Consider the following 22,500-nt stretch of genomic DNA (forward strand, 5'->3'; position numbering starts at 1 on the left):
GGCGGGCGGCGCCGGAGCGGCGGGCGCGATCTGGATCGTGGCCCTCGGATGACCCGCCCGACACCCCACGACAGGCGGTCGGACTTCGCCCTGCTGGACAAGGAGGCGTGGGACGCGCCCCGCCGGCTGACGGACGACGACCTTTTCACCCACGGCGGCGAAGGCTGGCGTCGCGCCGCCTTCGACCTTGATGATCCGGAGGAGTCCAGATGACCGAACAGACTGATGTGGAGCGGCCGTCGCCGCTGGCCGAGGGCCGCTGGCTGTGGCGCAGGCTCTATGTGTTCGCCACAAGCGGCGGGGCTTGGCTGCTGCTTGACCGGCTGATCGCGGCCGTACCGCCCGAGGCGGCGCCCCGGCTGGCCGAGGGGCTGATGACCCTGCTGGCGCTGACCATGGTGCTCTATCTCGTGGCCCCGTCCGCCCAGCAGTTGATCGAGACCCTGGGGTCCCTTCGGGGGAAGCGGCCATGAGCTTTCGTCTGTCGGAGCGGTCGCTGAAGCGGCTGGAGGGCGTGCATCCGCGGCTGATCGCCCTCGTCAGGGAGGCCTCGGCCCTGACGCCCGTGGACTTCATGGTCACCGAGGGGCTGCGCACGCCCGAGCGTCAGGCCGCCCTGGTTCGGGCCGGGGCGAGCCGGACCCGGAAATCGCGTCATCTGACCGGTCACGCGGTGGACATCGCCGCCCTGGTCGACGGGCAGGTGCGCTGGGACTGGCCGCTCTATCCGCGCATCGCCGCGGCCTTCAAGGCGGCCGCCGCGCGGCAGGGGACGGCGATCGTCTGGGGCGGGGACTGGCCCAACCTGCGCGACGGTCCGCATTTCGAACTGGACCGGAGGGTGTTCCCGTGAGGCTGTCGGACGGGTTTCGCGCCCTGACGCCGGTCGGCTGGGGTCTGGCCATGGTGCTCGCCGTCGCGGCCGCGCTGGCGCTGGGGCGCGGTCTGGGTTTGAGCTGGGACCCGTTCGGTCTCGGCGAACGCCGGCTCGAAGCCGCCGAGGCCCGCGCCGCGACGGCCGAATCAGACGCCGCCGCGCGCCGGCTCGAAGCCGAGGGGGCGGTCCGTCAGGCCCGCCGCATCGACCGTCATCATCAACACGCCGTCTCGGTCGCCGTCGCCACAAACAGCGCCGAAACCGAAGCAAGGAACGCTCATGACGCCTCTGTCCCGCTGGATCCCGCTCGCGTCGCTCGTCTGCGCGAGCATGATCGCCGGCTGTGCGATCTCGCCCCCTCCGCCTGCGGCCCCGCCCCGGATGGCTCTGCCCCCGGCGGCGACAGCCCCGTGCCGGCTGGACCGGCTGCCTGAGGCGGCGACCCAGGCCGATCTGGAAGCGTCCTACGCCCGGCGGGGCGCGGCCCTCGTGCTCTGCGACGCCGCCCGCGCCCTCGCCGTCGAAACCCTGCTCGCCGAACGGGCGCTGCAGGACCGGTGGCGGGAGCGTTGAAGGGGGCGGCGGCACAAGCTGCCGACCGGGTGGGCAGGAGTTGCCGGGCGCCCGGCACATCCTGCCGGGCGCCGGAGGTGCTTAACGAGAACTAACGTAGCAAAAACAATGATCGGCGGGCTGGCATGTCGATCTGGCGACTGGTCCCGTCCTTGCTGCGATAGCTGCGAGCAAAATGCTCCCGGCAGCCAAAATGGCGTCGGACACCTTGAAACAAGGACTATCGTCATGGCGCTGAACAGCGTTAACACGAACACGGGCGCAATGATCGCCCTTCAGAACCTTCAGTCCACCAATGGTGAACTGTCCACGGTTCAAAACCGCATCAGCACCGGCAAGGCCGTCGCGTCCGCCAAGGACAACGGCGCCATCTGGGCTATCGCCCAGGGCCAACGCGCTGAAATCGGCGCCCTGAACGCCGTCAAGGACAGCCTGAACCGCGGTCAATCCGCCGTGGACGTCAGCCTGGCCGCCGGCGAGTCGGTCTCCGACCTGCTGGTCCAGATGAAGGAAAAGGCCCTGGCCGCGACCGACAAGTCGCTGACGACCGCCGCCCGCGGCGCTCTGAACGAAGACTTCAAGGCCATTCGCGACCAGATCACCACCGTCGTCACCAACGCCAAGTTCAACGGCGTGAACCTGCTGGACAACTCGCTCGGCACCGCCGGGTACAAGGCCCTGTCCAACAGCGCCGGCTCCACCATCAAGGTGGCGGGTGAAAACCTGTCGCTGGGCGGCGCGAACGTGACGGTTGCCGCCACGACCTCGATCGGCACCTCGACGCTGGCCACGACCGCCCTTGGTCTGGTCAACGCCTCGATCGACAAGGTTTCGGCCTCCCTGGCTCGCCTGGGCACCGGCTCCAAGTCGTTCGCGACCCACCTGACCTTCGTCGGCAAGCTCCAGGACGCCCTGGAAACCGGCGTGGGCAACCTGGTCGACGCCGATCTGGCCAAGGAAAGCGCCCGACTGCAGGCTCTGCAAACCAAGCAACAGCTGGGTGTGCAGGCGCTGTCGATCGCCAACTCCTCGACCTCCATCCTGCTCGGACTGTTCCGCTAAGGATCGACCGGAAGGGCGGGATCCCACGCGGATCCCGCCCGACCGATCTCCCGCAGTCCCTCATAGGAAGCCGCGGCCCAGCCGTCGGACGGAGCCATGCAACCGAATGCAAAAATAGATGCAGTAACCGCGTCCGCCATCCTGCCCGCCGCCGCCGGTTCCGCCACGGGCGGCGATTTCCATGACTCCAGGGCGTCCCAGGACGCAGAGCGCGCCGCGCGCTATCGCCTGGTGATCGAGGAAGGGCCGTCAGGATTGTTCATCTACAAGACGATGGACCGGGTTACCGGCGAGGTCGTCAAACAGCTGCCCCGCGAACAGGTCGTCGACCTGATGCAGACAGGGGATTACAGCTCCGGCTCGGTCATCAACACCACCGCCTGACCGCGCCGCAAAACCGATCTGTCCGCCGCGCAGGAGCGATCCGCGCGGGTTTCGCCATGGTTAGCGGGCGTTAACCATGTGTGCACGCTTCCGGATTTAAGCCTTGGGTGAAACCTCACAGGGCTGAGTCGGATGACGAATAGCGTCCACACCAATAACGCCGCGGCCATCGCGCTGCAGAACCTCACCCGGACCAATGATCGGCTGGGTGATGTGCAGGGCCGGATCTCCACGGGCCTCAAGGTCCAGGGGGCCAAGGACAACGCCGCCATCTGGGCCATCGCCCAGGGACAGCGGGCGGATGTCGGGGCCCTGAGCGCGGTCAAGCAGAGTCTGGATCGCGCGACCTCCGTGGCGGATGTCGCCCTTTCGGCCGGCGAATCAGTCTCGGATCTGCTGAACCAGCTCAAGGAAAAGGTCGTCGCGGCGAAGGACAGCTCGCTGAAGACCCAGTCCCGCCAGCTGCTGGACAACGACTTCAAGGCCCTGTTGAAGGCGCTCGCCTCCCAGGTCAGCAACGCCTCGTTCGACGGCGGCAACCTGCTGAACGGGTCGCTGACGAACGGCATCAAATTCCTCGCCAACGCCGACGCCTCCGGGTTCGTCACCCTGACGGCCAAGAACCTGTCCCTCGGCGGCGCCATCATCGAACTGTCGCTGTCGGACAGCCTGCTGAGCCTGACCGGAGCCACCCAGGCCCTGGACCGGCTGGACGATTCCATCATCCAGCTGAACGCGGCGCTCGGCGCCATCGGCGCCCAGGCCAGGCAGATCGAGGCGCACAACAACTTCGTCACCAAACTGGTGGACACGCTGGAATCGGGGATCGGCAACCTGGTGGACGCCGACCTCGCCAAGGAAAGCGCGCGTCTTCAGGCCCTGCAGGTGCAGCAGCAGCTCGGCGCACAGTCCCTGTCGATCGCCAACCAGGCGCCGCAGATCATCCTGTCGCTGTTCCGCGGCGGCTAAATCGTCCGGCCGGGTCCGATCCGGATCGCGGCCGGCCTGCGGCGCAGGGCGGCCCGTGGGCCGAAGCCGTACAGGGAAAGCAACGATTTCAGGGTATTGACGAAGGCGGTCATCACGGCGTCCTCCTCATCCGGCGCGCGATGAACGGACGCCGACGATCATTGTTCCCCGAGTCGGCCCGTGAGTCCCGTCCGCCGCGCCCCGCCCCTTCGCGTTAAGGCCCCGCGTTAAGCCCTCGTTACGCTCGAAGCCCCACAGTGCGGGCCGGGAGGCGCGTGTGATCAACAACAGCTATCTTCTGGGCCTGTACGGAGGTTCCGCCTTCGACACGACGTCGACGGCGACCGCCTCGGCGCTGCAACAGGCGGCGAAGAAACAGCCCACGCCGCCCTGGTCCTCGACCGCGGTCGTCCCGAAGCAGGACGAACTGGTGCGCGCGGCGCTGGCCGGCCGCAAGCTGATCAACGAGGGCGCCGCCAGGCTCGACATGAAGTCGGCCCCCGCCGACTACCGCAAACTGTTCGCCCTCTATCAGGGCCTCGACACCCTCAACGCCCTGACCAATCGCGCCGCGACCAAGGGCGTCAGCACGCTGGAGCTGACCCAGCTCAACAGGCGCTTCACCGCCGGTCTGGCCGAGGTGGGAGCATGGCTTTCAGCGTCCGAGTTCGACGCCGTCCGGATGGTGCAGGGCACGGCCAAGTCGGTCAGCAAGACGACCGCCGCCACGCCGCGCGACAGCGCCGTCTCGATCACAGGCCCGATCCACGAGGGCGCGATCAGCACCCCGGTCGCCGCCTTCCAGGGCGATGTCCGGTTCAACATCACGATCAAGGTGCCGGTGGGCGTCACCGACTCGCTGACCACCGCCGTCCCGATCGATCTGGCGGGCATGGGCGCGCAGCCCAGGACGCTCGATAACGTCCTGGAGTTCATCAACGCCCGGCTTGAGACCGCCGGATTCGCGACCCGGATCGGCCGCGATCAGATCAAGGCCGAGCCCAAGACCATGCAGGTCAACGGCAAGCCGGTCACCCTTCCGGCCGGTCCCGACCAATGGGCCCTGGCCATCCGCGGCTCCTCGACCGAGACCGTAGGTTTCACGGCGGCCGAAACCTCCGACGCCGTCTATGTCGTCCAGTCGGCGGGCACGGCGGGCGGCAACCAGCTGCTGAAATTCCAGAGCGACGGCGGCGCGGCGACCGCCCCCGCCGCCGGGGGTGTCGGGGAGACCCAGTGGGTCGACGGCCGTCTCTCCCAGAACGCCCTGCCGGACGGGGTCCAGAACGTGCGCGCCAGCGCCGTGGGGCCGGACGGCTCATTGTGGATGGTGGCGGATGTCACGGCCGGCCCCGACAGCCAGCCGATCAAGGGCGTCCAGGACGTCGCCCTGATGCGCTACGACACGGCCGGACGCCTGGTGGCGACCCGGACCCTCGGCTCGGCCTCGACGGCCAGCGGCTACGCCATCGCCATCGACGCCAACGGCAATGTGGCCGTTGCGGGGTCGGTCACGGGAGCCCTGAACACCTCGAAGACCGACGCCGGCAAGACGGGCGAGGTCGCCGGCGTGGCCGACAGCTTCGTCACCGTCTTCAACAAGGACGGCGAGGAGCAGTGGACCCAGCGCCGCGGCGCCCGTGCGGCGGATGAGGCGACCTCGGTCAGCTTCGGCGCCGACGGCACGGTCTATATCGCCGGCAGGGCCAGGTCGGCGATCGCGGGCGCGGCCGCCGTCGGCGGCTGGGACGGCTATGTCCAGGCGTTCAAGGCCGGCGAGCCCTATCCGACCGCCGGGATCACCGTGAAGACGACGGCCACGGCGCAGTTCGGCACCGTCGGCGAAGACAGCGTCGACGCCATGACCATCGACGGTTCGAACCTCTACACCGCCGGGGTGGAGGAGGGGCGCGCGGTCGTGCGCCGCTTCACCCTCGACGCCGCCGGCGTGCCGACCCTGGCCTCGACGCGGGATCTGGGGGTCATCAGCGGCGACATCGCCGGCGTGGCGGTCTCGGGCGGCAAGGTCATACTGACCGGAACCAGCCGCGACAGCGGCCTGTCGGCCGGCACGACGACGACCGCCCACTCGGGCGGCAAGGACGTCTTCGTCGCCACCCTGGCCGGCGATCTGGCCGCCGGAGCCGGCGACAGGCTGACCTGGCACGGCGGGGCCGGCGACGACACCGCCGCCGACGTCAAGGTCCACGACGGCAAGGTCTGGATCACCGGGATCGAGGATCGCGACCCCGCCGCCAAGGCGACCGATCCGACCAGGGCCTATCTGGCCCGCATCGATCCGCTGAGCGGCGCGGTCGAGTACCAGAGAAGCTGGGCCGGAGACGGAGACCAGGCCAGGCCCATGACCCTGGCGGTCGCCTCGAACGGCGCCAGCGTGCTGGACCGGCTGGGCCTGCCCAAGGGCGAGATCGACCAGAGCGATTCCAAACGGCTGATCGACGCCACTTCGGTCCGGGTCGGCGACCGCTTCTACATCAGCCCGCCCGATGGCGGCCGCGCGGTGTCGGTGACCATAGAGGCCAAGGACACGCTGGCGACCCTGGCCCGCAAGATCGAGATCGCCTCCGCCGGCAAGCTGAAGGCCTCGGTGGTGTCCGAAGGCGGTTCGGTGACCGGCAAGACCGGGGAAGTCACGACGACCACCGGCGGCTTCCAGCGTCTTTCGATCACGGCCCGCGACGGCAAGGCCGGCGGGGTCCTGACGGCCGGAGAGACCGGCCGCGACGCCCTGGCGGGCCTGGGGCTGTCGCCGGGCTATGTCGGCTCCTCGGTGGGCGACGACGTCATCAAGACCTTCGGACTGGCGCTGCCTTCCAATCTGACGCTGGCGGACGCGGCATCGGTGAAGACGGCCGGCGAAAAGCTCCAGGCGGCGATGAAGGCCGTGCGGGACGCCTATCGTGCGCTGGATCCCGCGACCAAGGCGTCGGCGGCCAACGGACCGGTTCCGGCCTATCTGACGGCGCAGCTCGCCAACTACCAGGCCGCGCTGGCCCGCCTCGGCGGCTGATCCGACCCGACGAGGACCGTCGACGCGCAAGGGCGTTGACGTGGAAGGCCGGGGCGGGGTTATTGGAGCCTCCATCCGCGCGAGCCCTTCATGCCCCAGGACAATCGTCTTCTCATCGCGATCGGCGCCGGTCTGGCGATCGTTGCGGCCGTCGTGCTCGCGCTCGTCTTCAGCAGCGGGCGGGGCGGGAGCAGCGGCCCGCCGCCGGCCGCCCAGGGCGGCCTGACCGTCGATGTGGCCGACGCGCCGGAATTGAACACGACCCGGGAGCTGCGCTGCTTCGTCAACGGCCAGTTCATCGGCATGGCCACCCTGACCGACTGCGCCCGCCGCAACGGCCTGGCCACCGACGCCCTGGACGTGGGGATCGACGAGACGGGCGCCCTGGCCGCCGCCCCGACCGCCTCGCTGGCGCCTCCGCCCAGCCTGCCGCCGGTCGAGCTGACCGAGGTCGAGCCTCCCGTAGCCGCCGAACCGACCCAGCCCCAGCCGACGGTCCAGGCCGCGTCGGGAAGCGCCTGCCTTCGTCACACGGGATCGGACTGGCGCTCCCTGTCCGCGAACATGAGCCTGAACGCCTGCGTCCAGGCCCTGTACGCCGGCACCTGCGTCCGCCCGGGCGAGGCCCTGTACGGCCGCTGGGGAGAGACCACCCTGCGCCTCGTGCCGCGGCGGGTCGAACAGTCGCCTGACAACAACCGCTTCCGCACCCTGGTCGAGCAGGACCGGGGCTGCCAGTTCCCGGGTCTGCGCTGATGAAGAGTCTGACGATCGCCGCCATGGGCGCCGGGCTGCTGGGCCTGGCCGCCTGTGAGAAAACCACCGAGGCCCCCTTCGACGCGGGCGTCTGCTACGCCGTCGAACTGAAGGCCGAGGGCGAGGCCCCGCTGTTCAACAAGGTCGCGGAAGACCAGCCGCAGATCGAGTTCTGCGCCGCGCGCCTCGAGGAAATGCGCCTGCGCTTCCTCCGCATGGGCGGCAGCCGTCGCGAGATCGTCGGCTCCTACCAGGGCCAGTTCATCTTCATCGACCGCGCCGGGGTATGGATCGGCCAGACGCTGGAAGGCTCGCGCTTCATCCTGCTGGCCCGCACCGGCGACGGGCGGCTGGCCATCCCCAGCGCCATCCAGCGCGCCATCGACGGCACCCCGGTTTCGGTCTCGGCCAATCCCGAGCCGGCGACCCCCGCGCCCTAGCTCTGGACGGCGCGGAACAAACGTGGAACAAAACGCGCCTGTGGATGATGGCCACAAACCTGACCTGCCTGCTGCGGAAGCGCGCTAGTCAGGCCTGAACAATAATCCCGGCCCGAACAGCGCGAAGCGCGGCGGACCCGAACGAAGAAGAAGGAGCTCGGCGATGGCGGGCAGCGTCAACAAGGTCATTCTGGTCGGCAACCTGGGCAAGGACCCGGAAATCCGCACCCTGAACTCGGGCGAGCGGGTCGCGAACCTGTCGCTGGCCACCTCGGAACAGTGGCGCGACAAGGCCACCGGCGAGCGCAAGGAAAAGACCGAGTGGCACCGCGTCGTCATCTTCAACGAGAATATCGTCAAGGTGGCCGAGAACTATCTGAAGAAGGGCTCGACCGTTTACATCGAGGGCTCCCTCCAGACCCGGAAGTACGAGCAGAACGGCGTCGAGAAATACACGACCGAGATCGTGCTGCAGAAATTCCGCGGCGAACTGACCATGCTGGGCGGCCGTGAAGGCGGCGCCGGCGGCGGCGCCTCGCGCGGCGGCGACGACGACTATTCCTCGGGCTTCTCGACCGGCGGCGCCAACAAGCCCAGCGGCCCCAAGGAAAGCTACGACCTGAACGACGACATCCCGTTCTAAAGCCTGATCTCGGCGGTAACGGAGCATTCGCGAAACGCTCCGTTACCCGCTTTGAGCCCCCGTCCCGCCCGACCTGTGCCATAGGCGGGGGGTGACTACTCCGGACAAGCCCCACAGCCCGCTCTCCCTGATCGAGATTCTCGCCATCGTCGCGGTGGTCGTGATCTGGGGTGTCAACAACGCCGCCGCCAAACAGGCGACCCTGACCCTTCCGCCCCTGCTGGTCGGAGCCATGAGGTTCGCGATCGCCGCGGCCTGTCTGATCCCCTTCGTGCGGCCGCCGTTCCCGAACTGGAAGAGCCTGGCGATCATCGTGGTGCTGGGCGGACCGATCCACTACGGCCTCATATATCTCGCCTTCTGGCTGGCGCACGACGTCAGCCCCGTCTCCGTCGCCGCCCAATTGTGGGTGCCGCTCACAGCCCTGTTCGCCTTCCTTCTGCTGGGCGAACGGCTGCCGAAATTCGCTCTGATCGGCATGGGCGTCGCCTTCCTGGGCGTGGGCTGGATGACGCTGGATCCGCATGCCGTGGCTGACTGGAAGGCCATTCTGGTCGTTATCGCGGGCAGTGCGGCCTGGGCCGCGACCACGGTGATCGCACGCCGCACCACCTCGATCCCGCCCCTGAAGATGCAGGGACTGCTGGCGCTGGTCGCCCTGCCGACGCTCGCCTTCGCCTCAGCGATGTTCGAGCGGGGTCAGTGGCAGGCGGTCCAGCAGGCCGACGCTCTGGTCTGGGCCTGTGTCGTGTGGGCGGGTCTGGTGTCGTCGGTGATCGCCACGACCCTGGTGTTCTGGCTGGTGCAGAAGCGGGAGGCCGGGCGGGTCACCCCCTATCTGCTGGCGACGCCGGTCGTGTCGATCCTGATCGGCTGGGGTTTCATGGGCGATGTCCTGACCGCGCAGATCCTGACCGGCGCGGCCCTGACCATGGGCGGCGTCGCCATCGTGGCCCTGGCCGAACGGGGCCTCCGGGCCGGAGCGGCCAAGGCCTGATACGAAAAGGCCCGGACGCTTGCGCATCCGGGCCCCTTGTCGAGATTGTCGAGCGCTTCAGAGGCCCGGGAGTTTGAAGCCCGAGTCGCGGCGCTGCGCGATGACGATGCCGGTGCGGCCTCCGGTCAGTTCCTGCAGGCGGGCGTATTCGGTCGCGGCGTCCACGGTGACCGCGCCTTCCGCCGTCTGGGTGGTGGTCGCGGCCTGGCTGGCCGGATCGTTGTTGCGCCAGAACAGCAGGCGGTTGGCCCAGCCCTCTTCCTTGTGCGCCAGATCGCCGAACTCGTCGTCGACGACGTAGCGGGCGAGCGGATCGGCGCGGTCGCCGCCGGCCTGGGCGACCAGCTGCTGTTCGCCCGGCGAGCGCGTGATGGCCTGACGCTGGCCCAGCAGGATCTGGCGGGCGGCGGATTCAGGAGCCAGCTCCTGCGGGCGCGGCTGGCCCGGCGCCGGCGGACGCAGGCCGTATTCCGGCGGCACGGTCAGCGGGGCGGTCGAGACGGTCAGGAACTCGTCCGGGGTGATCTTGGTCAGGCCGATCCCCTGGCGAACGCTCGAGCAGGCGCCGAGGGCGAGCATCGAGGTGGTGAGGGTCAGGACGGCGACAGTACGAAGGCGCATGGATTTGATCTCGGTGCGGAGCGCCGGAGCGGGCGCGCGCGTAGGCCTTGGATGATGCGGCTGATTACGACTTTTCGGCGGCGAGGCCAACCTTGGCCGCCCGTTCGGACAGCAGGCTGTCCAGAATCAGCAGGATGACGCCGATGGTGATGGCGCTGTCGGCGACGTTGAAGACCCAGGGGAAAAACCCGGTGCCCGAAAAATCGATGAAATCGACGACGAAGCCGAAGCGGATGCGGTCGATGACGTTGCCGATCGCGCCCCCCATGATCAGGCCGATGGCGGTGATGAGCAGCCGTCGGTCGGCGCGCAACGCCCACCAGCCGAGGATGCCCGAGACGAGGATCGAGAACAGGCTGAGCATCCAGCGGGCCGAGCCGTCGCCGAACAGGCCGAAGCTGACGCCGCGGTTCTCGACCCAGGTGAAGTTCAGGACGGGGGGCAGGATGTTGACCCTTCCGATCTCGCGCAGATCGAGGCCGGACACGATCCAGGCCTTGGTCAGCTGGTCGAGCACGACGACGAGGAAGGCGAAGACGAAGGCCGTGACGGCGAGACGTGAAATTTTCATACGGGCCGCTGGAATGTGGAGGTCGTCGGTTAGCAGTCCGCGGCCCGGGCGCGAAGAGGCAATCGTGTTCCGGGATCGCGTCTGCACATCAGCGGTTGCCTCGCGGGCTCGAAAACCCCAGATGTGACGCTTCGAATTCAGGGAAATCCCGCCCGCCCCTCCAGGAGCGCCGATGCCGCATGCCGACAGCCTGATCCTCACCCTCGTCGGCGGCTTCGTGCTGGCGTTCGTGTTCGGCATGTTGGCCAACCGGCTGAAGCTGTCGCCTCTGGTCGGCTATCTGGTCGCGGGGATCATCGTGGGCCCTCACACCGGCGGCTATGTCGCCGACATCGAACTGGCGCCTCAACTGGCCGAGATCGGCGTGATCCTGCTGATGTTCGGCGTCGGCCTGCATTTCTCGCTCGCCGACCTGATGAAGGTGCGGAAGATCGCCATCCCCGGCGCCCTGGTTCAGATCGCGGCGGCGACGGGACTGGGCTGGGGTCTGGGCCGGCTGATGGGGATGAGCCACCTCGAGGCGACCATGACCGGCTTCGCCCTGTCCGTGGCCTCGACCGTCGTGCTGCTGAGGGCGCTGGAGGAGCGCAAACAGGTCAAGGGACCGGTGGGCCGCCTGGCCATGGGCTGGCTGATCGTGGAGGATCTGGTGATCGTCATCGCCCTGGTCATCCTGCCGTTGCTGATCATCCAGCCCGGCCAGACGCTGGACCCGGCGGCGCTGGCGCAATCGATCGGCTGGACCCTGTTCAAGGTCGCCGTCTTCACCGGCGTGATGCTGATCGTCGGCTCGCGGGTGCTGCCGTGGGTGCTGGTCCGCATCGCCCATACCCGGTCGCGGGAGCTGTTCACCCTCGGCGTGCTGGCCATAGCCCTCGGCATCGCCTGGATCGCCTACGCCCTGTTCCACTCGTTCGCCCTGGGCGCCTTCCTGGCCGGTCTGGTGCTGAACAGCTCGCCGCTGGGCCACAATGCGGCCGAGCGCTCCCTGCCCCTGCGCGACGCCTTCGCCGTGTTGTTCTTCGTCTCGGTGGGGATGCTGTTCGACCCGACCATCGTGGTGCGCGAGCCGCTGGCCGTGCTCGGCGTGCTGGCCATCGTCATCATCGGCAAGTCGATCGCGGCGCTGGCGATCACGACCGCCTTCAAGCTGGACAAGGCGACCAGCCTGACCGTCGCCGCGGCCCTGGCCCAGATCGGCGAGTTCTCCTTCATCCTCGCGGCCCTCAGCGTGCAGCTGGGCGGCATGCGTCAGGAGACGCACGACCTCATTCTGGCGGCCGCCCTGCTGTCGATCTCGCTGAACCCGTTCGTCTTCGCCCTGATCGATCGCATGGGCGCCCGGCCGAAGCCGCCGTCAAGCGGTTCGGTCGAGGGTCTGGCTCTGGCGAAGGAAAAGGCCGCCGCGGCGAATCCCGCGACGGCCTGACCTCATTCTGCCTGCGACCGTTTCTGTCGTAGCGGTCGCCTAATCTGCCCGGATGACGATGACGTCGCCCATCCTCCGGACCGCAAATGTCCGAATTGTCCGAAATGTCCCACGAATTTTCGGCGGACTCGGACAGTTCGTTCCTGCGCGTCCCCCGTCAGAGCACGCCGATCATGCTCGCCACCAGCGGATGCCGGACGATGTCCTGCTCGGCCAGCTTCACCACGGCGATGTTCGGCACCGGCAGCAGGCGTTCGGCGATGTCGGACAGGCCCGAAATCCCGGGCAGCAGGTCGGACTGCTGCGGGTCGCCGGTGACGACCATGGTCGAGTGCCAGCCCAGCCGCGTCAGCAGCATCTTCAGCTGGACGTAGGTGCAGTTCTGGGCCTCGTCGACGACGATGAAGGCGTTGTTCAGGGTGCGGCCGCGCATATAGCCGATGGGGGCGATCTCGATCAGCCCCTCGGCCATCAGGGCCTTGACCCGCTTCATGCTCAGCCGGTCCGACAGGGCGTCGTAGAGCGGGCGCAGATAGGGAGCCAGCTTGTCCTCCATGTCGCCCGGCAGGAAGCCGATCGATTCCCCGGCCTCGACGGCAGGGCGGGACAGGACGATCCGGCCGATCTTGCCGGCCTCCAGCGCCTCCACGGCCTTGGCGACCGCCAGATAGGTCTTGCCCGTGCCTGCCGGCCCGAGAGCCAGGACCATGTTGTGGTGGTCGATGGCGGCCATCAGTTCGGCCTGGCCGTCCGACTTGGGCTTCAGCGTCTTCAGATAGGCCTGGTCCCGGTCGTCGTTGGACGGATAGGGCGACCAGCCGGCGTGGGTCGGCAAGCGGCGTACCTTGGAATCCTCCATGAACTGACGGGAATCGAGCACGCCGTGCTCACGCGAGCTTTCGCGGGTCTGGCGTTTGATGGCTGCACGCTTGGTCATGGACGCCTCCAGGGCATGAAAAAAGGCGATGCCGCAAAAGCATCGCCTCGAACGAAGGTAGGGAGGGGAGAAGAGGATGCGACGCATCCGCCCGGGTCGGAGGAGGGCCCATCCAGGGGCCGGGAAACTCCCAACGGCGCAAGCCGTCGAACCGAACGCACCACGCACGTCCCCGAGGTCTGACCGGACCGGGCTTGATCCGGCTTCCGATCCGGGGCCGAAATGGCGGCCTCGAATCGCATCTACAGAATGATGCTAGCGTGGTTTACGAAGGCTTAAAGCCAAGAAACGGCCCAAGATAAGGTAATGTTTCCATGACGATTTATGCGTTGGCTGACAAGAAACCGCAGCTTCCGCCAGAGGGCGAATACTGGGTGGCTCCGAACGCGATCCTGACAGGAGACGTGATTCTCAAACCCGGCGCCAGTGTCTGGTTCGGGGCCGTGGTGCGGGGCGACAACGATCCCATCACCATCGGCCGGGACACCAATATCCAGGACGGCAGCGTGCTGCATTCCGACCCCGGCGAACCCCTGACCATCGGCGACGGCGTGACCGTCGGACATATGGTCATGCTTCACAGCTGCGAGATCGGCGACAACAGCCTGATCGGCATAGGGGCGGTGGTGCTGGGCCGCGCGGTCATCGGAAAGAACTGCCTGATCGGCGCCAACACCCTGATCACCGAGGGCAAGGTCATTCCCGACGGCTCGCTGGTCGTGGGCCAGCCGGGCAAGGTGGTGCGGCAGCTGGAACCGGGACAGATCGAGGCGCTGAGGGCCTCGGCGGCGCACTATGTGCAGAACTGGAAGCGCTACGCCCGCGACCTCGCCGAGGTCACGCCAGACGCCGGCCGTGAACCGCCGCAAGGCTGAGCGGCGCGCGGGCGGGCTCGCCCACGCCGATCGAGACCCGGGCCGTCAGCAGGCGCGACTCGTCGCGGGCGAGGCTCAGGGTGGCGGCGGGCGCATAGAGGCCCAGGATACGATCCGGCTCCCCTGACGGGCCGCGCAAGGGAACCAGGGTGATCTCGATCTGGGCCGCGCGCTGACCCGCCAGGGCCACCACCACGACCGGGCGGGCTTCCCGCAGGGCCTGGGTCTGGGCCGCGGCGATCAGGGGCCGCGAGCCGGGCCGCCACAGCGACAGCAGCGGCTGTTCCTTCAGGTGTTCGCCGTGAAAATCCTCGATCCAGCCGCCTGCCAGCCTCACCACGGCGTCCTCTCCGGGGCGATCGGCCATGAAGACGCGGGGCAGGCGCAGGCCCAGGGCCGCCGGATCCACGACCGCCCGCGCGGGAATCCCGGCGCGCGCGTCGGCGCGGCGCGACAGGCCGGTCCAGTGGTCGATCAGAAACTGCGTATCAGGATGAAACATAGCCGGAGCCTCTGCCTCATGAGCCGCAAGGGGCGGGCCGGGCCGAAAGCAACGGAATTGAAAGGCTTCCTGTCGTCTGATGCAGGCTGGAGCGGCCCGCGCCATGCTGGGACCGCGCAAGATTGACGTGGAGGATCGGCCCATGCGGGTGCGGATCATGAATTGGCTACTGGCGCTGGGGGGCTTCACGGTCCTGATGGCGGTCGCCGACCCGGCCATGGCCCAGTGCGGCCCGGTATGCCCTCCGCCGCCGCCCCCGTGCTGCGAACCGCCGCCGCCGCCGCCGCCTCCGCCCGCGTGTTGCGAACTGCCGCCGCCCCCGCCGTGCTGCGGCGGCGGCGGGAACCTGAACGTCAATGTGAACGTCAACGCCAACGCCGGCGCCACCGCGGCGGCGCGTGCGGGCCTGAACGCCCGCGCCGGCGGGACCGTCTTCGTCAGCGGCGGCGGCTCGGCCTATGTGACGGTCGAACAGCCCTATCCCACCACCATCAACGGCCTGAACGTCGAAGGCGCGCGCATGCGCAGGACCATCCGGGTTCCCTACGAAGCCCGTCGGCGCTGGGAAAAACGGGTCGTCATCCGGGCCTTCTGCATCGACGACCGCAATGTGCCGCACCCGGCGTCCCAGGTTCGCCCCGACCGCGAGGTCGACGGGAGCTATGAGGGCGAGCTGTACCGCTGCCTGGCCGGCACCTGGCTGCAGATCACCTGGGCCGAATACCAGGGCGACACGGACTTCAACCAGGGCGAGACGATGAACTGCCGCAAGGGCGAGGCCCTGTGGCACGGCCGCGGCGGCCAGATCGAGTGCAAGCGCCAGCGCGACGAGCGCGACTGCAACGAACGCTCCCTGCTGCGCCGCTACGGCGCGGGCGTGAAGATCGTCACCTGGGTCCGCGAGGAGACCTACACCGAATACCGCGAGGAAGTGATCGAGGAGGCCGGCATGGCCGTGTCCGGCGCGATGATCACCCTGGACGGCGGCGTCGGCGGGCGGGTTTTCTGACGCCAGTATGAACGCCGGCGTTCAGCCGCGGGTCAGCCGCGGACGCCTAGAACGGTCATTGTCGACTCCGTCGACATCCTGAGAAGCAAACTGGCCCCGATCCGCAAGGACCGGGGCCATTTTTCGTCTACTGGGCCGGAGCCGCGGCCGGGGCGTTGGTCGAGGTGACCGTGGCGCGCCAGGCGGTGTCCGGGCGAAGGTACTGACGCGCCAGCGCCTGGATGTCAGCCGGGGTGACGGCTTCCAGGTCGCTGATCTGGGTCAGGATTTGCTGGACGTCGTCAGGCCGGGTTGCGACGTCGGCCAGCTGGCTGAGCCAGTATTCGTTGCTGGCCTGGCTGCGGCGCAGGGATTCGATGATCGGCAGACGGGCGCGATTCAGTTCGTCTTCCGTCACAGGTTCGTCGCGGATCTTGGCGACGATATCGTCCACCGCGGCGTAGAAGGCCTCCAGCTTGTCGGAGGCTGTCTCGGCGCGGATGACCAGCGAGCCATATCCCGGATAGGTGTCCGACGAACTGGACCCTACGCCGGGCCCGTAGGCGAGAGCCTGACGCTCGCGGATTTCTTCCAGAACACGCAGGTTCAGGACCGCGGACAGCAGGCTGATGCGGCGCGATTCCGTGCGGTCCCCGACGGCGTCGGTCGTGGGCCAGGCGATGTAGGCCAGGGCCTGCTCCGCCGGGCCGTTGTGGGTCAGCCGGACGGGCTCGGCCGTGCCGGCGGGGAAGCGGCGCTGGTCCGAACCGGGCAGGGGCGACGCATCCGGGCCGCGCGGAGGCAGGGCGCCGAAGGTCGAGGCCACGCTGGCGATCGCGTCATCGACCGTCACGTCGCCGACCATCACCACGTCGATCGGACCGGTGGACAGGCTGCGAAGTATCGAGGCCTTCATGTCGTCGTTCGTCCAGCCGGCGATTTCAGCCAGGGTGGGAAGAGCCTCCCGCTTGTCGCCGCTGGCCAGCAGTTCCGGGGATTGAAGGCCGAAGGCCCCGCCCGGCGTGGCCATCTGCTGCGCGATGATCTGCGGGAAGAAGGCCTTGATCTGCTGGAACGGCGCCGGCCGCAGGCCCGGGTCGGTCAGATAGGCGGCGAGCACCTGGGTTTGCAGCTGCAGGTCCTGCGGACGCGTGGCGCCCGAGAGGGCGTAGGAGTCGCCGTCGGTCGAGAAGCCGGCCGAATAGATGCGGCCGTTCAGGACGCGGTTCAGCTCGTCGGCGGTCAGTTTTCCGAGGCCGCCTGCCGCGAAGACGAGCGGAGCGATGCCCTGCGGGTCGATGCGGTCGGTCGGCAGGCCCAGTTCCCCGATGCCGGTGCGGGCGCTGACGAGGATCTGTTCATCCCGGAAGTCCGTCGGTTTGACTGTCAGGCGGACCCCGTTGGCGAAGGTGACGACCGTGGCGCCGACGGCGGCGATCTCGGTGCGGCTCTGGACGACGCCCGGCGCGCCGAACTCCGCATAGGGCCATTCCAGCTGGGCCTGGGCGACCGGCGCCGTCACCGGGACCAACCGCGAGGCTTCCAACGCGGCCGTGACAGCGGCCTCGCCGCCCTCGATCTCCACCGGCGTAACGACGAGGGCCAGAGGGCCCTGGCCCTCGAACACCGTCGGCAGGACCTGATTGACCTGGGCGGCCGTCAGGTCGGTGACCGCCGCATTGAACAGGTCGAGACTGGTCTGGGGCGTGTTGAACACATAGCGGGCGTTGACCGCGCCGGCGAGACCGCTGGCCAGGCTGGGCGTGCGCCGCGTGGCGGCTCCGGCGACGGCGTTTTCAAGGGCCGTGCGGGTTTCGGTGATCTCGCGCTGCAGCTCGGCGTCCGACACCCCGAACTGGATCAGCCGACGCTGCTCCTGTTCGATGGCCTCGAGGGCTCGCTTCCATTCACCCGGATTGAAATTGGCCGAGACCGCGACCGAGGTGAAGCTGTCGGCCCATTCTTCCTCGCCGCCGGTGGCGCTGATGAACGGCGGGTTGTCGGCTCGCGCAAGCTCCCCGAGGCGACGGTTCAGGACGGCGACGCCGAGGCGACGGGTGAGATTGTCGCGGCGCTCGGCGACGCTGTCGGGGTCCCGGTCCGGGTTGCGGATATAGCCGAGCTCGATCGAGGACTGGATCCCGGGTTCGACCAGGATGCGGGTTTCGGGTCCGCGCGGCGCGACTGCGCCGAGATCGGGTTCGGGGCCGGCGGGTCCTGTCGCCTGCCAGCTTTCGAAGGCGTTCCGAACCTTGGCTTCCATCTGGTCGACATCGAAGTCGCCGACGGCGACGAACGTCGCGCGCTCGGGGCGGTAGTAGCTGCGATAGAATTCGACAAACCGTTCGCGCGGGGCGCTGCGGATAATGTCGAGGTCGCCGATCGGCAGGCGGTTGGAGATGCGCTGGCCGGGCGCGAACAGACCCAGTTGGGCCTTGATGCTGCGAAGGGCCGGGGAGTTGCGCAGCCGCTCTTCGCCGACAATGACATTGCGCTCGGCCTCGACGGCGTCCGGGGCCATCAGCGCCTCCGACACCTGCTCGCGCATGATCCGCAACGAATCGTCGACGGTGCCGTCCTCGGCATTGGGCAGTTCCAGCCGGTACACGGTCTCGTCGAAGCCGGTGTAGGCGTTGGTGTCGGCGCCGAAGGCCAGGCCGCGGCGTTCCAGAATGCGCAGCAGCTCGTTTTCGGGGATGTTCGTCGTTCCGTTGAAGGCCATGTGCTCCATGAAGTGGGCCAGCCCCAGCTGGTCTTCATTCTCCATCAGCGAGCCGGCGTCGATGCGCAGGCGGAACGACGCCTGTCCCGGAGGCGTGGCGTTTCGCATGATGGCGTACTGCATGCCGTTCGGCAGGACGCCGAAGCGGACGCTGGAATCAGCGGGAATATCGCTGGTCGTCTGCGCCCATGGATCGGACGGGGCGACCTGTGTCTGCGCCAGGGCCGGCGAAGCCGCGATCAGGACGGTGGCGGAGGCCGCAACGAGGAGGAGCAGGCGACGGGGGGAACGCATTCTCGGTCTCTTTCCGAAGGGCGCGCTCTCCCGGACCGGGGCTGCGCCGTAAAAGGGGCAGGGACGGACGGCGCTGATCGCCGTCCGTCCTGATGCAACCTTTCAGCGACGGCCTCGGCCGGCTCAAGTTACCGAAGATTAATGTGACGGCCTCGAGACGTAGAAATTCGCCGAGTTGCCGACGGCGGTCGCCCCGGTGATGACCGCGCGGCCCGACCCGGCGACGGTCGTGTTGGCGACAGCGGAAACGTCGCCGTTGTTGGTCTGGGTGTTGGTCGCGTCCAGCGTGGCCTGGCATTCCGAGCAGGCGTAGCCGGTGACGCTGTTGCCGACGGCTTCGGCCCCCACATACACGTCATAGCCGTTCGTGCCCGAGAAGGTGGCGGTGACGTCCACCCCGCCCGAGTTGAACTGGGTATTGTCGATCTCGACGAAGACGTCGTTGTTGCCGACCGACACCTCATTGGCGACGCCGCGCGCCTGGGCTTCGGCCTGGCCGTAGTCATAGGCGGTGGTCAGGGCCGAGGCGCGGATGAAGGCGCTGTTGTCCTGATCCGTCTCGGTCACGACGGATCCGCCCTCGTTATAGAGAATGGCCTGGTTGCCGCTGGCGCGGGCGCGGCCGGCCAGGTCCCAGGCGTTGCCGGCGTTGGCGCTGGCCTCGGCCTCGACGAAATCGCCGGTCGAGCGCTGGGTTATCGACAGGTTCTGGCCCGAGGTCGCGTTGCTGTTGACCGCGACGGCGTTGACGATCGCCTCGCTGGTCACGCTGCCGGCGGCGGGAATGTACTGGCTCTGGATGCGGCCGAACGAACGGACCACGGCCGAGGACGACTGGTCGACGGTTCCCTGCAGGAACGAAGCCTGGCCGGCGAGGGCGGTGGTGTTGGAAATGGCCGAGGCGTTGACCGCCGCGCCGCCGTGCAGACGCGCGTCGCTGTCGCCCAGCTCGGTCGTGGCGCTGACCAGATCGCCGGTGTTGGACTGGGTCGCATCGACGGTCAGGTCTGCGTTGTAGGCGCTGACGGCCAGATAGTTGCCGCCGGCCTGGCTGGTCGCATTGACCTCGCCCCAGGTCTCGCCGCCCAGGGTGACGTCCGTGCGGGCGACCGAGTCGCCGCGCATGTCCTGATTTGACTGGACCGTGATGGCGCCGTTCTCGACCGCGCCCGAGGCGGCGTTGCCCTGGGCGGACGTCTCGACGGTCACCTGGTCCTGGGCGTCGACCACGTTCAGCGTCTGGCCGGCGAAGACATCGCCCAGCTGAAGCTGCTCGTTCAGGACGATCGCGCCGTCCTGGGGCGGTGTCTGGGCGGCGGCCTCAGTAGCGGTTGCCGCGCACAGCACCGTCGCGGCTAGCGTGCCAGCGAGACGGATCCGCACGTGTAGCGCCATTGTTCGTGTCCGTGTTGGGGTAGGCGGGATAGTAGCCGCCGGTCGCGCCGACGGTGCCTCCCAGGGGGTCCGGTCCGGCGTTCAGGCACACCTCGGGGCCGGGCGCGCCGTACAGATTGGCCATGAACTCGACGGTCGCGCGCTCGATAAGGGCGCGGACGGCCAGCTGCACCGGCTCCAGCCCGCCTTCGCCGGCAGAGATGTCGAAGACGTTGCCGTTCAGGAAGTCGAACACCCCGGCCGAGATCTCGCGGCCGATAATCTGCTTCTGGTAGGAGACGACGTCGACGACCTCCATGGTCGTGGTCTGCACGAGGCGCAGGTCGATGGCGATGTTCATCACATAGGCCTTGCCCGCGAACGCCGTGGACAGGGGCGTCTGGCTGCTGGCCTGGCCCGCGGCCATGTCGAAGCCGCCCGACCGGATGTTGTAGTTCACCTCGGTGATGCCGCCGACGATATAGAAGTCCGAGCCGGGCACCTGGCCCGCCAGGATGCGGCGATACTGGGTGTCGCCGGGGCCGCCCGGGCCCTGGTCGCCGATCAGGCGGTTGTTGGCGTAGCGCAGCTCGAGCTCGGACACCGAGGTGTCATAGCGTTCGACGATATGGGCGCCGGCCTTGGCAAGGGCCGTATTGGCCATCAGCGACGCGCCGCCCGTGACCTGGCGGCCGCCGTCGGCCGAGACCGTGCCGGTGTAGTCGCTGATCCGGCCGACCGCGATGCGCGGCGAGGGCAGGCTGTAGCGGCGGGCGTAATCGGCCATGCAGTAGAGCGCGGCGGAGTAGGGGGTCGGATTGGCGGTCACGGGCGCGTCGCCGATCGGCGAGGCGTACTGCCCGTTCGGACCGGCTGAGGCCGAGATACAGCCGCTGAGCAGCGCCGCGGCCGCGCAGGCTACGCCGGCGGCTCGCAACCGGCGGGAGGGGGAGCCAGCGCTCATGGAAGCCTCAGGGTGCCGTTCAGGCTCGTTCCGGCGTTGATCGCGCCGTTGTTGACCTGGGTGGAGTTGACGATGACGGTGTTGTGGTTGCCCTGAACGACGACATTCAGGTTGTTGCCGATGGCGGTCGAGCCGCCGATGGCGCTGCCGCCGCTCCCGCCCGCGCCCGAGAAGCTGGAGGAGACCCCGCCGCTGGCGCTGGAATAGGTGCTGGCGCCGGCCTGGATGACGCCGTCAATGATCAGCCGGTTGCCGTTCGCATCCCGTGTCGAACCCGTCTGGGGGCGGGCTGTGGTGTAGCGCGACGCGCCATAGCCGGCCTGATAGGTTCCCAGGCTTGACGAACCGGCCGACTGGGCCGAGACGGCGACAGGCGCGCCGAGGGCGACGACCAGGGCAAGCGCAGGGGCAAGCTTGATGCAGCTGTTCATGGCGACCACCTCTCCAGTGGCAGAGTCAACGGACCGCTAAGGATCCTTCGTCCCACTCTGGGTCATGGTTATTAAGAAGCGCTTGCCATGATGGCGTCCGACAACCGATTGGTTTGCCTTCCTGAATCCCCGGAGCCTTCGCCCTGAACGCGCAACCGCCCGAACGTGTGTTCAACGCCCCGCTGGTCGCGGTCGGCGTCGCCGTGTCGATGCCGATTCTCTATTGGATCCAGACCCGGCTGCCGGACGGCGGTCTCTCGCTGGCGTTCCGGCCGTCCTCACTGTGGGACGGCGGCTGGTGGCCCGGGGTCCTGACCTCGATGTTCGTCCACGGCGGCTGGCCGCATGTCGCCATGAACGCGGTCCTCGGGCTGGCTTTCGGGACGCCGGTGGCGCGGCTGATGCCGGGCGCGAGGGGCGCCGCGGGATTTCTCGCCTTCTATATAGTGTGCGGTCTGCTCGCGACGGCGGGGTTCGGGTTGGCCCATCCCTCCAGCTATGACGCCCTTGTCGGGGCGTCGGGAGCGGTGTTCGGCCTGATGGGGGCGGCCCTTCGCCTGTTGGGCCGCAGGTCCGGGAAGCTGAGAGCCCTCACCGACAAGCGCTTCCTGACGCCGGCGGCCGCGATCATGGCGGTCAACGTCGCCGTCGGCCTGCTGGGCTTCGCTCCGGGCATGGAGGGCGCGCGCATCGCCTGGGAGGCGCACGCCTTTGGATTCGTCGCCGGCGCCCTGCTGATCGGTCCGTGGGCCGCCCTGTTCCGCGCGCGTCCGGAAGCATTTGATTCGCCGCCCGATCTGCGCGACCCTGAGGCCTGAAGCGGTCGATCCGCGGCCGCGCTCTATATAGAGAGGGAGGAGCCGCGATGCTGGTCGCCGAAATTCTCAAGGACAAGGGCGACGCCGTCTACGCCATCGCGCCCGATCTGACGGTCGGCGAGGCATGCGGCGAGCTGGATCGGCGGCGCGTCGGCGCCCTGATGGTCTGCAAGAATGACAAGGTGGTGGGCGTGCTGTCCGAGCGGGACGTCGTGAGAGCCGTCGCCCGGGAGGGCCAGGCC

Annotated in this window: 25 protein-coding genes and 1 pseudogene (1 of these 26 only partly in view); 18 read left to right on the forward strand and 8 right to left on the reverse strand. The window is 68.5% G+C overall.

The annotated features are described in order from the left end of the window. The 13 genes and pseudogenes from V6M42_RS01160 to V6M42_RS01220 form a co-directional block, all read left to right on the forward strand. A pseudogene (locus tag V6M42_RS01160) lies at window positions 1-213 on the forward strand (hypothetical protein); the annotation flags it as partial. Then, entirely contained in the window at window positions 210-473 is a 264-nt protein-coding gene (locus tag V6M42_RS01165; RefSeq protein ID WP_332676585.1) for a hypothetical protein, read from the forward strand. The pseudogene V6M42_RS01160 and the gene V6M42_RS01165, both read left to right, overlap by 4 nt. After that, entirely contained in the window at window positions 470-853 is a 384-nt protein-coding gene (locus V6M42_RS01170) for a M15 family metallopeptidase (protein ID WP_332676587.1), read from the forward strand. Before V6M42_RS01165 ends, V6M42_RS01170 begins: the two co-directional genes overlap by 4 nt. Next, window positions 850-1,311: a hypothetical protein gene (locus tag V6M42_RS01175; protein ID WP_332676589.1), complete on the forward strand. Its 462-nt coding sequence runs from the start codon at window positions 850-852 to the stop codon at window positions 1,309-1,311. Before V6M42_RS01170 ends, V6M42_RS01175 begins: the two co-directional genes overlap by 4 nt. Beyond that, window positions 1,259-1,450: a hypothetical protein gene (locus tag V6M42_RS01180; RefSeq protein WP_332676590.1), complete on the forward strand. Its 192-nt coding sequence runs from the start codon at window positions 1,259-1,261 to the stop codon at window positions 1,448-1,450. The genes V6M42_RS01175 and V6M42_RS01180 overlap by 53 nt, the downstream gene beginning before the upstream one ends. Before the next feature lie 228 nt (window positions 1,451-1,678). Then, window positions 1,679-2,512: a flagellin gene (locus tag V6M42_RS01185; RefSeq protein ID WP_332660386.1), complete on the forward strand. Its 834-nt coding sequence runs from the start codon at window positions 1,679-1,681 to the stop codon at window positions 2,510-2,512. A gap of 96 nt (window positions 2,513-2,608) precedes the next feature. Further along, window positions 2,609-2,896 (forward strand): flagellar biosynthesis protein FlaG, encoded by a 288-nt coding sequence (locus V6M42_RS01190; protein WP_332676592.1) that lies wholly within the window; start codon window positions 2,609-2,611, stop codon window positions 2,894-2,896. Between the two features lie 132 nt (window positions 2,897-3,028). After that, entirely contained in the window at window positions 3,029-3,865 is an 837-nt protein-coding gene (locus tag V6M42_RS01195; protein WP_332660388.1) for a flagellin, read from the forward strand. Window positions 3,866-4,142: 277 nt separating this feature from the next. Then, window positions 4,143-6,896 (forward strand): transcriptional regulator, encoded by a 2,754-nt coding sequence (locus V6M42_RS01200; protein WP_332676594.1) that lies wholly within the window; start codon window positions 4,143-4,145, stop codon window positions 6,894-6,896. A 90-nt stretch (window positions 6,897-6,986) separates the two neighbouring features. Next, window positions 6,987-7,652 (forward strand): hypothetical protein, encoded by a 666-nt coding sequence (locus V6M42_RS01205; RefSeq protein ID WP_332676596.1) that lies wholly within the window; start codon window positions 6,987-6,989, stop codon window positions 7,650-7,652. Next, complete coding sequence (locus V6M42_RS01210) at window positions 7,652-8,092, forward strand: hypothetical protein (RefSeq protein WP_332676598.1); 441 nt, start codon at window positions 7,652-7,654, stop codon at window positions 8,090-8,092. Before V6M42_RS01205 ends, V6M42_RS01210 begins: the two co-directional genes overlap by 1 nt. A gap of 163 nt (window positions 8,093-8,255) precedes the next feature. Beyond that, entirely contained in the window at window positions 8,256-8,735 is a 480-nt protein-coding gene (gene ssb / locus V6M42_RS01215; protein WP_332660393.1) for a single-stranded DNA-binding protein, read from the forward strand. 91 nt (window positions 8,736-8,826) lie between these two features. Further along, entirely contained in the window at window positions 8,827-9,732 is a 906-nt protein-coding gene (locus V6M42_RS01220; RefSeq protein WP_332660394.1) for a DMT family transporter, read from the forward strand. Between the two features lie 57 nt (window positions 9,733-9,789). On the opposite strand, the gene V6M42_RS01225 is transcribed toward V6M42_RS01220, so the two are convergent. Both V6M42_RS01225 and lspA read right to left on the reverse strand, forming a co-directional pair. Continuing rightward, window positions 9,790-10,353: a DUF3035 domain-containing protein gene (locus V6M42_RS01225; protein ID WP_332676601.1), complete on the reverse strand. Its 564-nt coding sequence runs from the start codon at window positions 10,351-10,353 to the stop codon at window positions 9,790-9,792. A gap of 64 nt (window positions 10,354-10,417) precedes the next feature. Next, window positions 10,418-10,924 (reverse strand): signal peptidase II, encoded by a 507-nt coding sequence (gene lspA / locus V6M42_RS01230; RefSeq protein WP_332660397.1) that lies wholly within the window; start codon window positions 10,922-10,924, stop codon window positions 10,418-10,420. 172 nt (window positions 10,925-11,096) lie between these two features. On the opposite strand from lspA, the gene V6M42_RS01235 reads away from it, so the two are divergent. Further along, window positions 11,097-12,353 (forward strand): cation:proton antiporter domain-containing protein, encoded by a 1,257-nt coding sequence (locus tag V6M42_RS01235; protein ID WP_332676603.1) that lies wholly within the window; start codon window positions 11,097-11,099, stop codon window positions 12,351-12,353. Between the two features lie 157 nt (window positions 12,354-12,510). On the opposite strand, the gene V6M42_RS01240 is transcribed toward V6M42_RS01235, so the two are convergent. Beyond that, on the reverse strand, window positions 12,511-13,302 hold the full coding sequence (locus tag V6M42_RS01240; RefSeq protein WP_332660411.1) for a PhoH family protein: 792 nt from the start codon (window positions 13,300-13,302) through the stop codon (window positions 12,511-12,513). 302 nt (window positions 13,303-13,604) lie between these two features. On the opposite strand from V6M42_RS01240, the gene V6M42_RS01245 reads away from it, so the two are divergent. Further along, window positions 13,605-14,165: a gamma carbonic anhydrase family protein gene (locus V6M42_RS01245; protein ID WP_332676605.1), complete on the forward strand. Its 561-nt coding sequence runs from the start codon at window positions 13,605-13,607 to the stop codon at window positions 14,163-14,165. On the opposite strand, the gene V6M42_RS01250 is transcribed toward V6M42_RS01245, so the two are convergent. Next, a complete protein-coding gene (locus V6M42_RS01250) occupies window positions 14,128-14,667 on the reverse strand; it encodes a PAS domain-containing protein (RefSeq protein WP_332676608.1) in 540 nt (179 codons plus the stop codon). The genes V6M42_RS01245 and V6M42_RS01250 overlap by 38 nt on opposite strands. Before the next feature lie 79 nt (window positions 14,668-14,746). Here V6M42_RS01250 and V6M42_RS01255 point away from each other — a divergent pair, with 79 nt between their 5' ends. Continuing rightward, on the forward strand, window positions 14,747-15,676 hold the full coding sequence (locus V6M42_RS01255) for a hypothetical protein (RefSeq protein WP_332676610.1): 930 nt from the start codon (window positions 14,747-14,749) through the stop codon (window positions 15,674-15,676). Between the two features lie 127 nt (window positions 15,677-15,803). Here V6M42_RS01255 and V6M42_RS01260 read toward each other — a convergent pair whose 3' ends face one another. The 4 genes from V6M42_RS01260 to hfaA all read right to left on the reverse strand — a co-directional run bounded on the left by V6M42_RS01260 (window position 15,804) and on the right by hfaA (window position 21,440). After that, window positions 15,804-18,671, reverse strand: coding sequence for a M16 family metallopeptidase (locus V6M42_RS01260; RefSeq protein WP_332676611.1), 2,868 nt, complete (start codon window positions 18,669-18,671; stop codon window positions 15,804-15,806). Window positions 18,672-18,809: 138 nt separating this feature from the next. Further along, entirely contained in the window at window positions 18,810-20,018 is a 1,209-nt protein-coding gene (gene hfaD, locus V6M42_RS01265; RefSeq protein WP_332676612.1) for a holdfast anchor protein HfaD, read from the reverse strand. After that, window positions 19,993-21,009 (reverse strand): holdfast anchoring protein HfaB, encoded by a 1,017-nt coding sequence (hfaB, locus tag V6M42_RS01270; RefSeq protein ID WP_332660407.1) that lies wholly within the window; start codon window positions 21,007-21,009, stop codon window positions 19,993-19,995. The genes hfaD and hfaB overlap by 26 nt, the downstream gene beginning before the upstream one ends. Next, window positions 21,006-21,440 carry a holdfast anchoring protein HfaA gene (hfaA, locus tag V6M42_RS01275; protein ID WP_332660408.1) on the reverse strand — a complete coding sequence of 145 codons (435 nt, stop codon included), beginning with the start codon at window positions 21,438-21,440 and terminating at the stop codon, window positions 21,006-21,008. Before hfaA ends, hfaB begins: the two co-directional genes overlap by 4 nt. 167 nt (window positions 21,441-21,607) lie before the next feature. On the opposite strand from hfaA, the gene V6M42_RS01280 reads away from it, so the two are divergent. Further along, entirely contained in the window at window positions 21,608-22,258 is a 651-nt protein-coding gene (locus V6M42_RS01280; RefSeq protein ID WP_332676614.1) for a rhomboid family intramembrane serine protease, read from the forward strand. 47 nt (window positions 22,259-22,305) lie between these two features. Next, window positions 22,306-22,500, forward strand: partial view of a CBS domain-containing protein gene (locus tag V6M42_RS01285; protein ID WP_332660410.1) — the 5' portion only. Its footprint extends 234 nt past the window's final position; only the first 195 of its 429 coding nucleotides appear in the window; the start codon lies at window positions 22,306-22,308; the stop codon falls past the right edge of the window.

Source organism: Brevundimonas sp. (assembly GCF_036677305.1).
Taxonomy (GTDB): domain Bacteria; phylum Pseudomonadota; class Alphaproteobacteria; order Caulobacterales; family Caulobacteraceae; genus Brevundimonas.

What these genes read in the sequence shown, in the direction of transcription:
- lspA (WP_332660397.1), bottom strand. Translation starts at nt 10,924, where the DNA reads ATGAAAATTTCACGTCTCGCCGTCACGGCCTTCGTCTTCGCCTTCCTC.
- V6M42_RS01180 (WP_332676590.1), top strand. Translation starts at nt 1,259, where the DNA reads ATGGCTCTGCCCCCGGCGGCGACAGCCCCGTGCCGGCTGGACCGGCTG.
- V6M42_RS01225 (WP_332676601.1), bottom strand. Translation starts at nt 10,353, where the DNA reads ATGCGCCTTCGTACTGTCGCCGTCCTGACCCTCACCACCTCGATGCTC.
- V6M42_RS01210 (WP_332676598.1), top strand. Translation starts at nt 7,652, where the DNA reads ATGAAGAGTCTGACGATCGCCGCCATGGGCGCCGGGCTGCTGGGCCTG.
- V6M42_RS01255 (WP_332676610.1), top strand. Translation starts at nt 14,747, where the DNA reads ATGCAGGCTGGAGCGGCCCGCGCCATGCTGGGACCGCGCAAGATTGAC.
- V6M42_RS01245 (WP_332676605.1), top strand. Translation starts at nt 13,605, where the DNA reads ATGACGATTTATGCGTTGGCTGACAAGAAACCGCAGCTTCCGCCAGAG.
- hfaB (WP_332660407.1), bottom strand. Translation starts at nt 21,009, where the DNA reads ATGAGCGCTGGCTCCCCCTCCCGCCGGTTGCGAGCCGCCGGCGTAGCC.
- V6M42_RS01260 (WP_332676611.1), bottom strand. Translation starts at nt 18,671, where the DNA reads ATGCGTTCCCCCCGTCGCCTGCTCCTCCTCGTTGCGGCCTCCGCCACC.
- V6M42_RS01195 (WP_332660388.1), top strand. Translation starts at nt 3,029, where the DNA reads ATGACGAATAGCGTCCACACCAATAACGCCGCGGCCATCGCGCTGCAG.
- V6M42_RS01170 (WP_332676587.1), top strand. Translation starts at nt 470, where the DNA reads ATGAGCTTTCGTCTGTCGGAGCGGTCGCTGAAGCGGCTGGAGGGCGTG.
- V6M42_RS01250 (WP_332676608.1), bottom strand. Translation starts at nt 14,667, where the DNA reads ATGTTTCATCCTGATACGCAGTTTCTGATCGACCACTGGACCGGCCTG.
- ssb (WP_332660393.1), top strand. Translation starts at nt 8,256, where the DNA reads ATGGCGGGCAGCGTCAACAAGGTCATTCTGGTCGGCAACCTGGGCAAG.
- V6M42_RS01185 (WP_332660386.1), top strand. Translation starts at nt 1,679, where the DNA reads ATGGCGCTGAACAGCGTTAACACGAACACGGGCGCAATGATCGCCCTT.
- V6M42_RS01205 (WP_332676596.1), top strand. Translation starts at nt 6,987, where the DNA reads ATGCCCCAGGACAATCGTCTTCTCATCGCGATCGGCGCCGGTCTGGCG.
- V6M42_RS01235 (WP_332676603.1), top strand. Translation starts at nt 11,097, where the DNA reads ATGCCGCATGCCGACAGCCTGATCCTCACCCTCGTCGGCGGCTTCGTG.
- V6M42_RS01190 (WP_332676592.1), top strand. Translation starts at nt 2,609, where the DNA reads ATGCAACCGAATGCAAAAATAGATGCAGTAACCGCGTCCGCCATCCTG.
- V6M42_RS01165 (WP_332676585.1), top strand. Translation starts at nt 210, where the DNA reads ATGACCGAACAGACTGATGTGGAGCGGCCGTCGCCGCTGGCCGAGGGC.
- hfaA (WP_332660408.1), bottom strand. Translation starts at nt 21,440, where the DNA reads ATGAACAGCTGCATCAAGCTTGCCCCTGCGCTTGCCCTGGTCGTCGCC.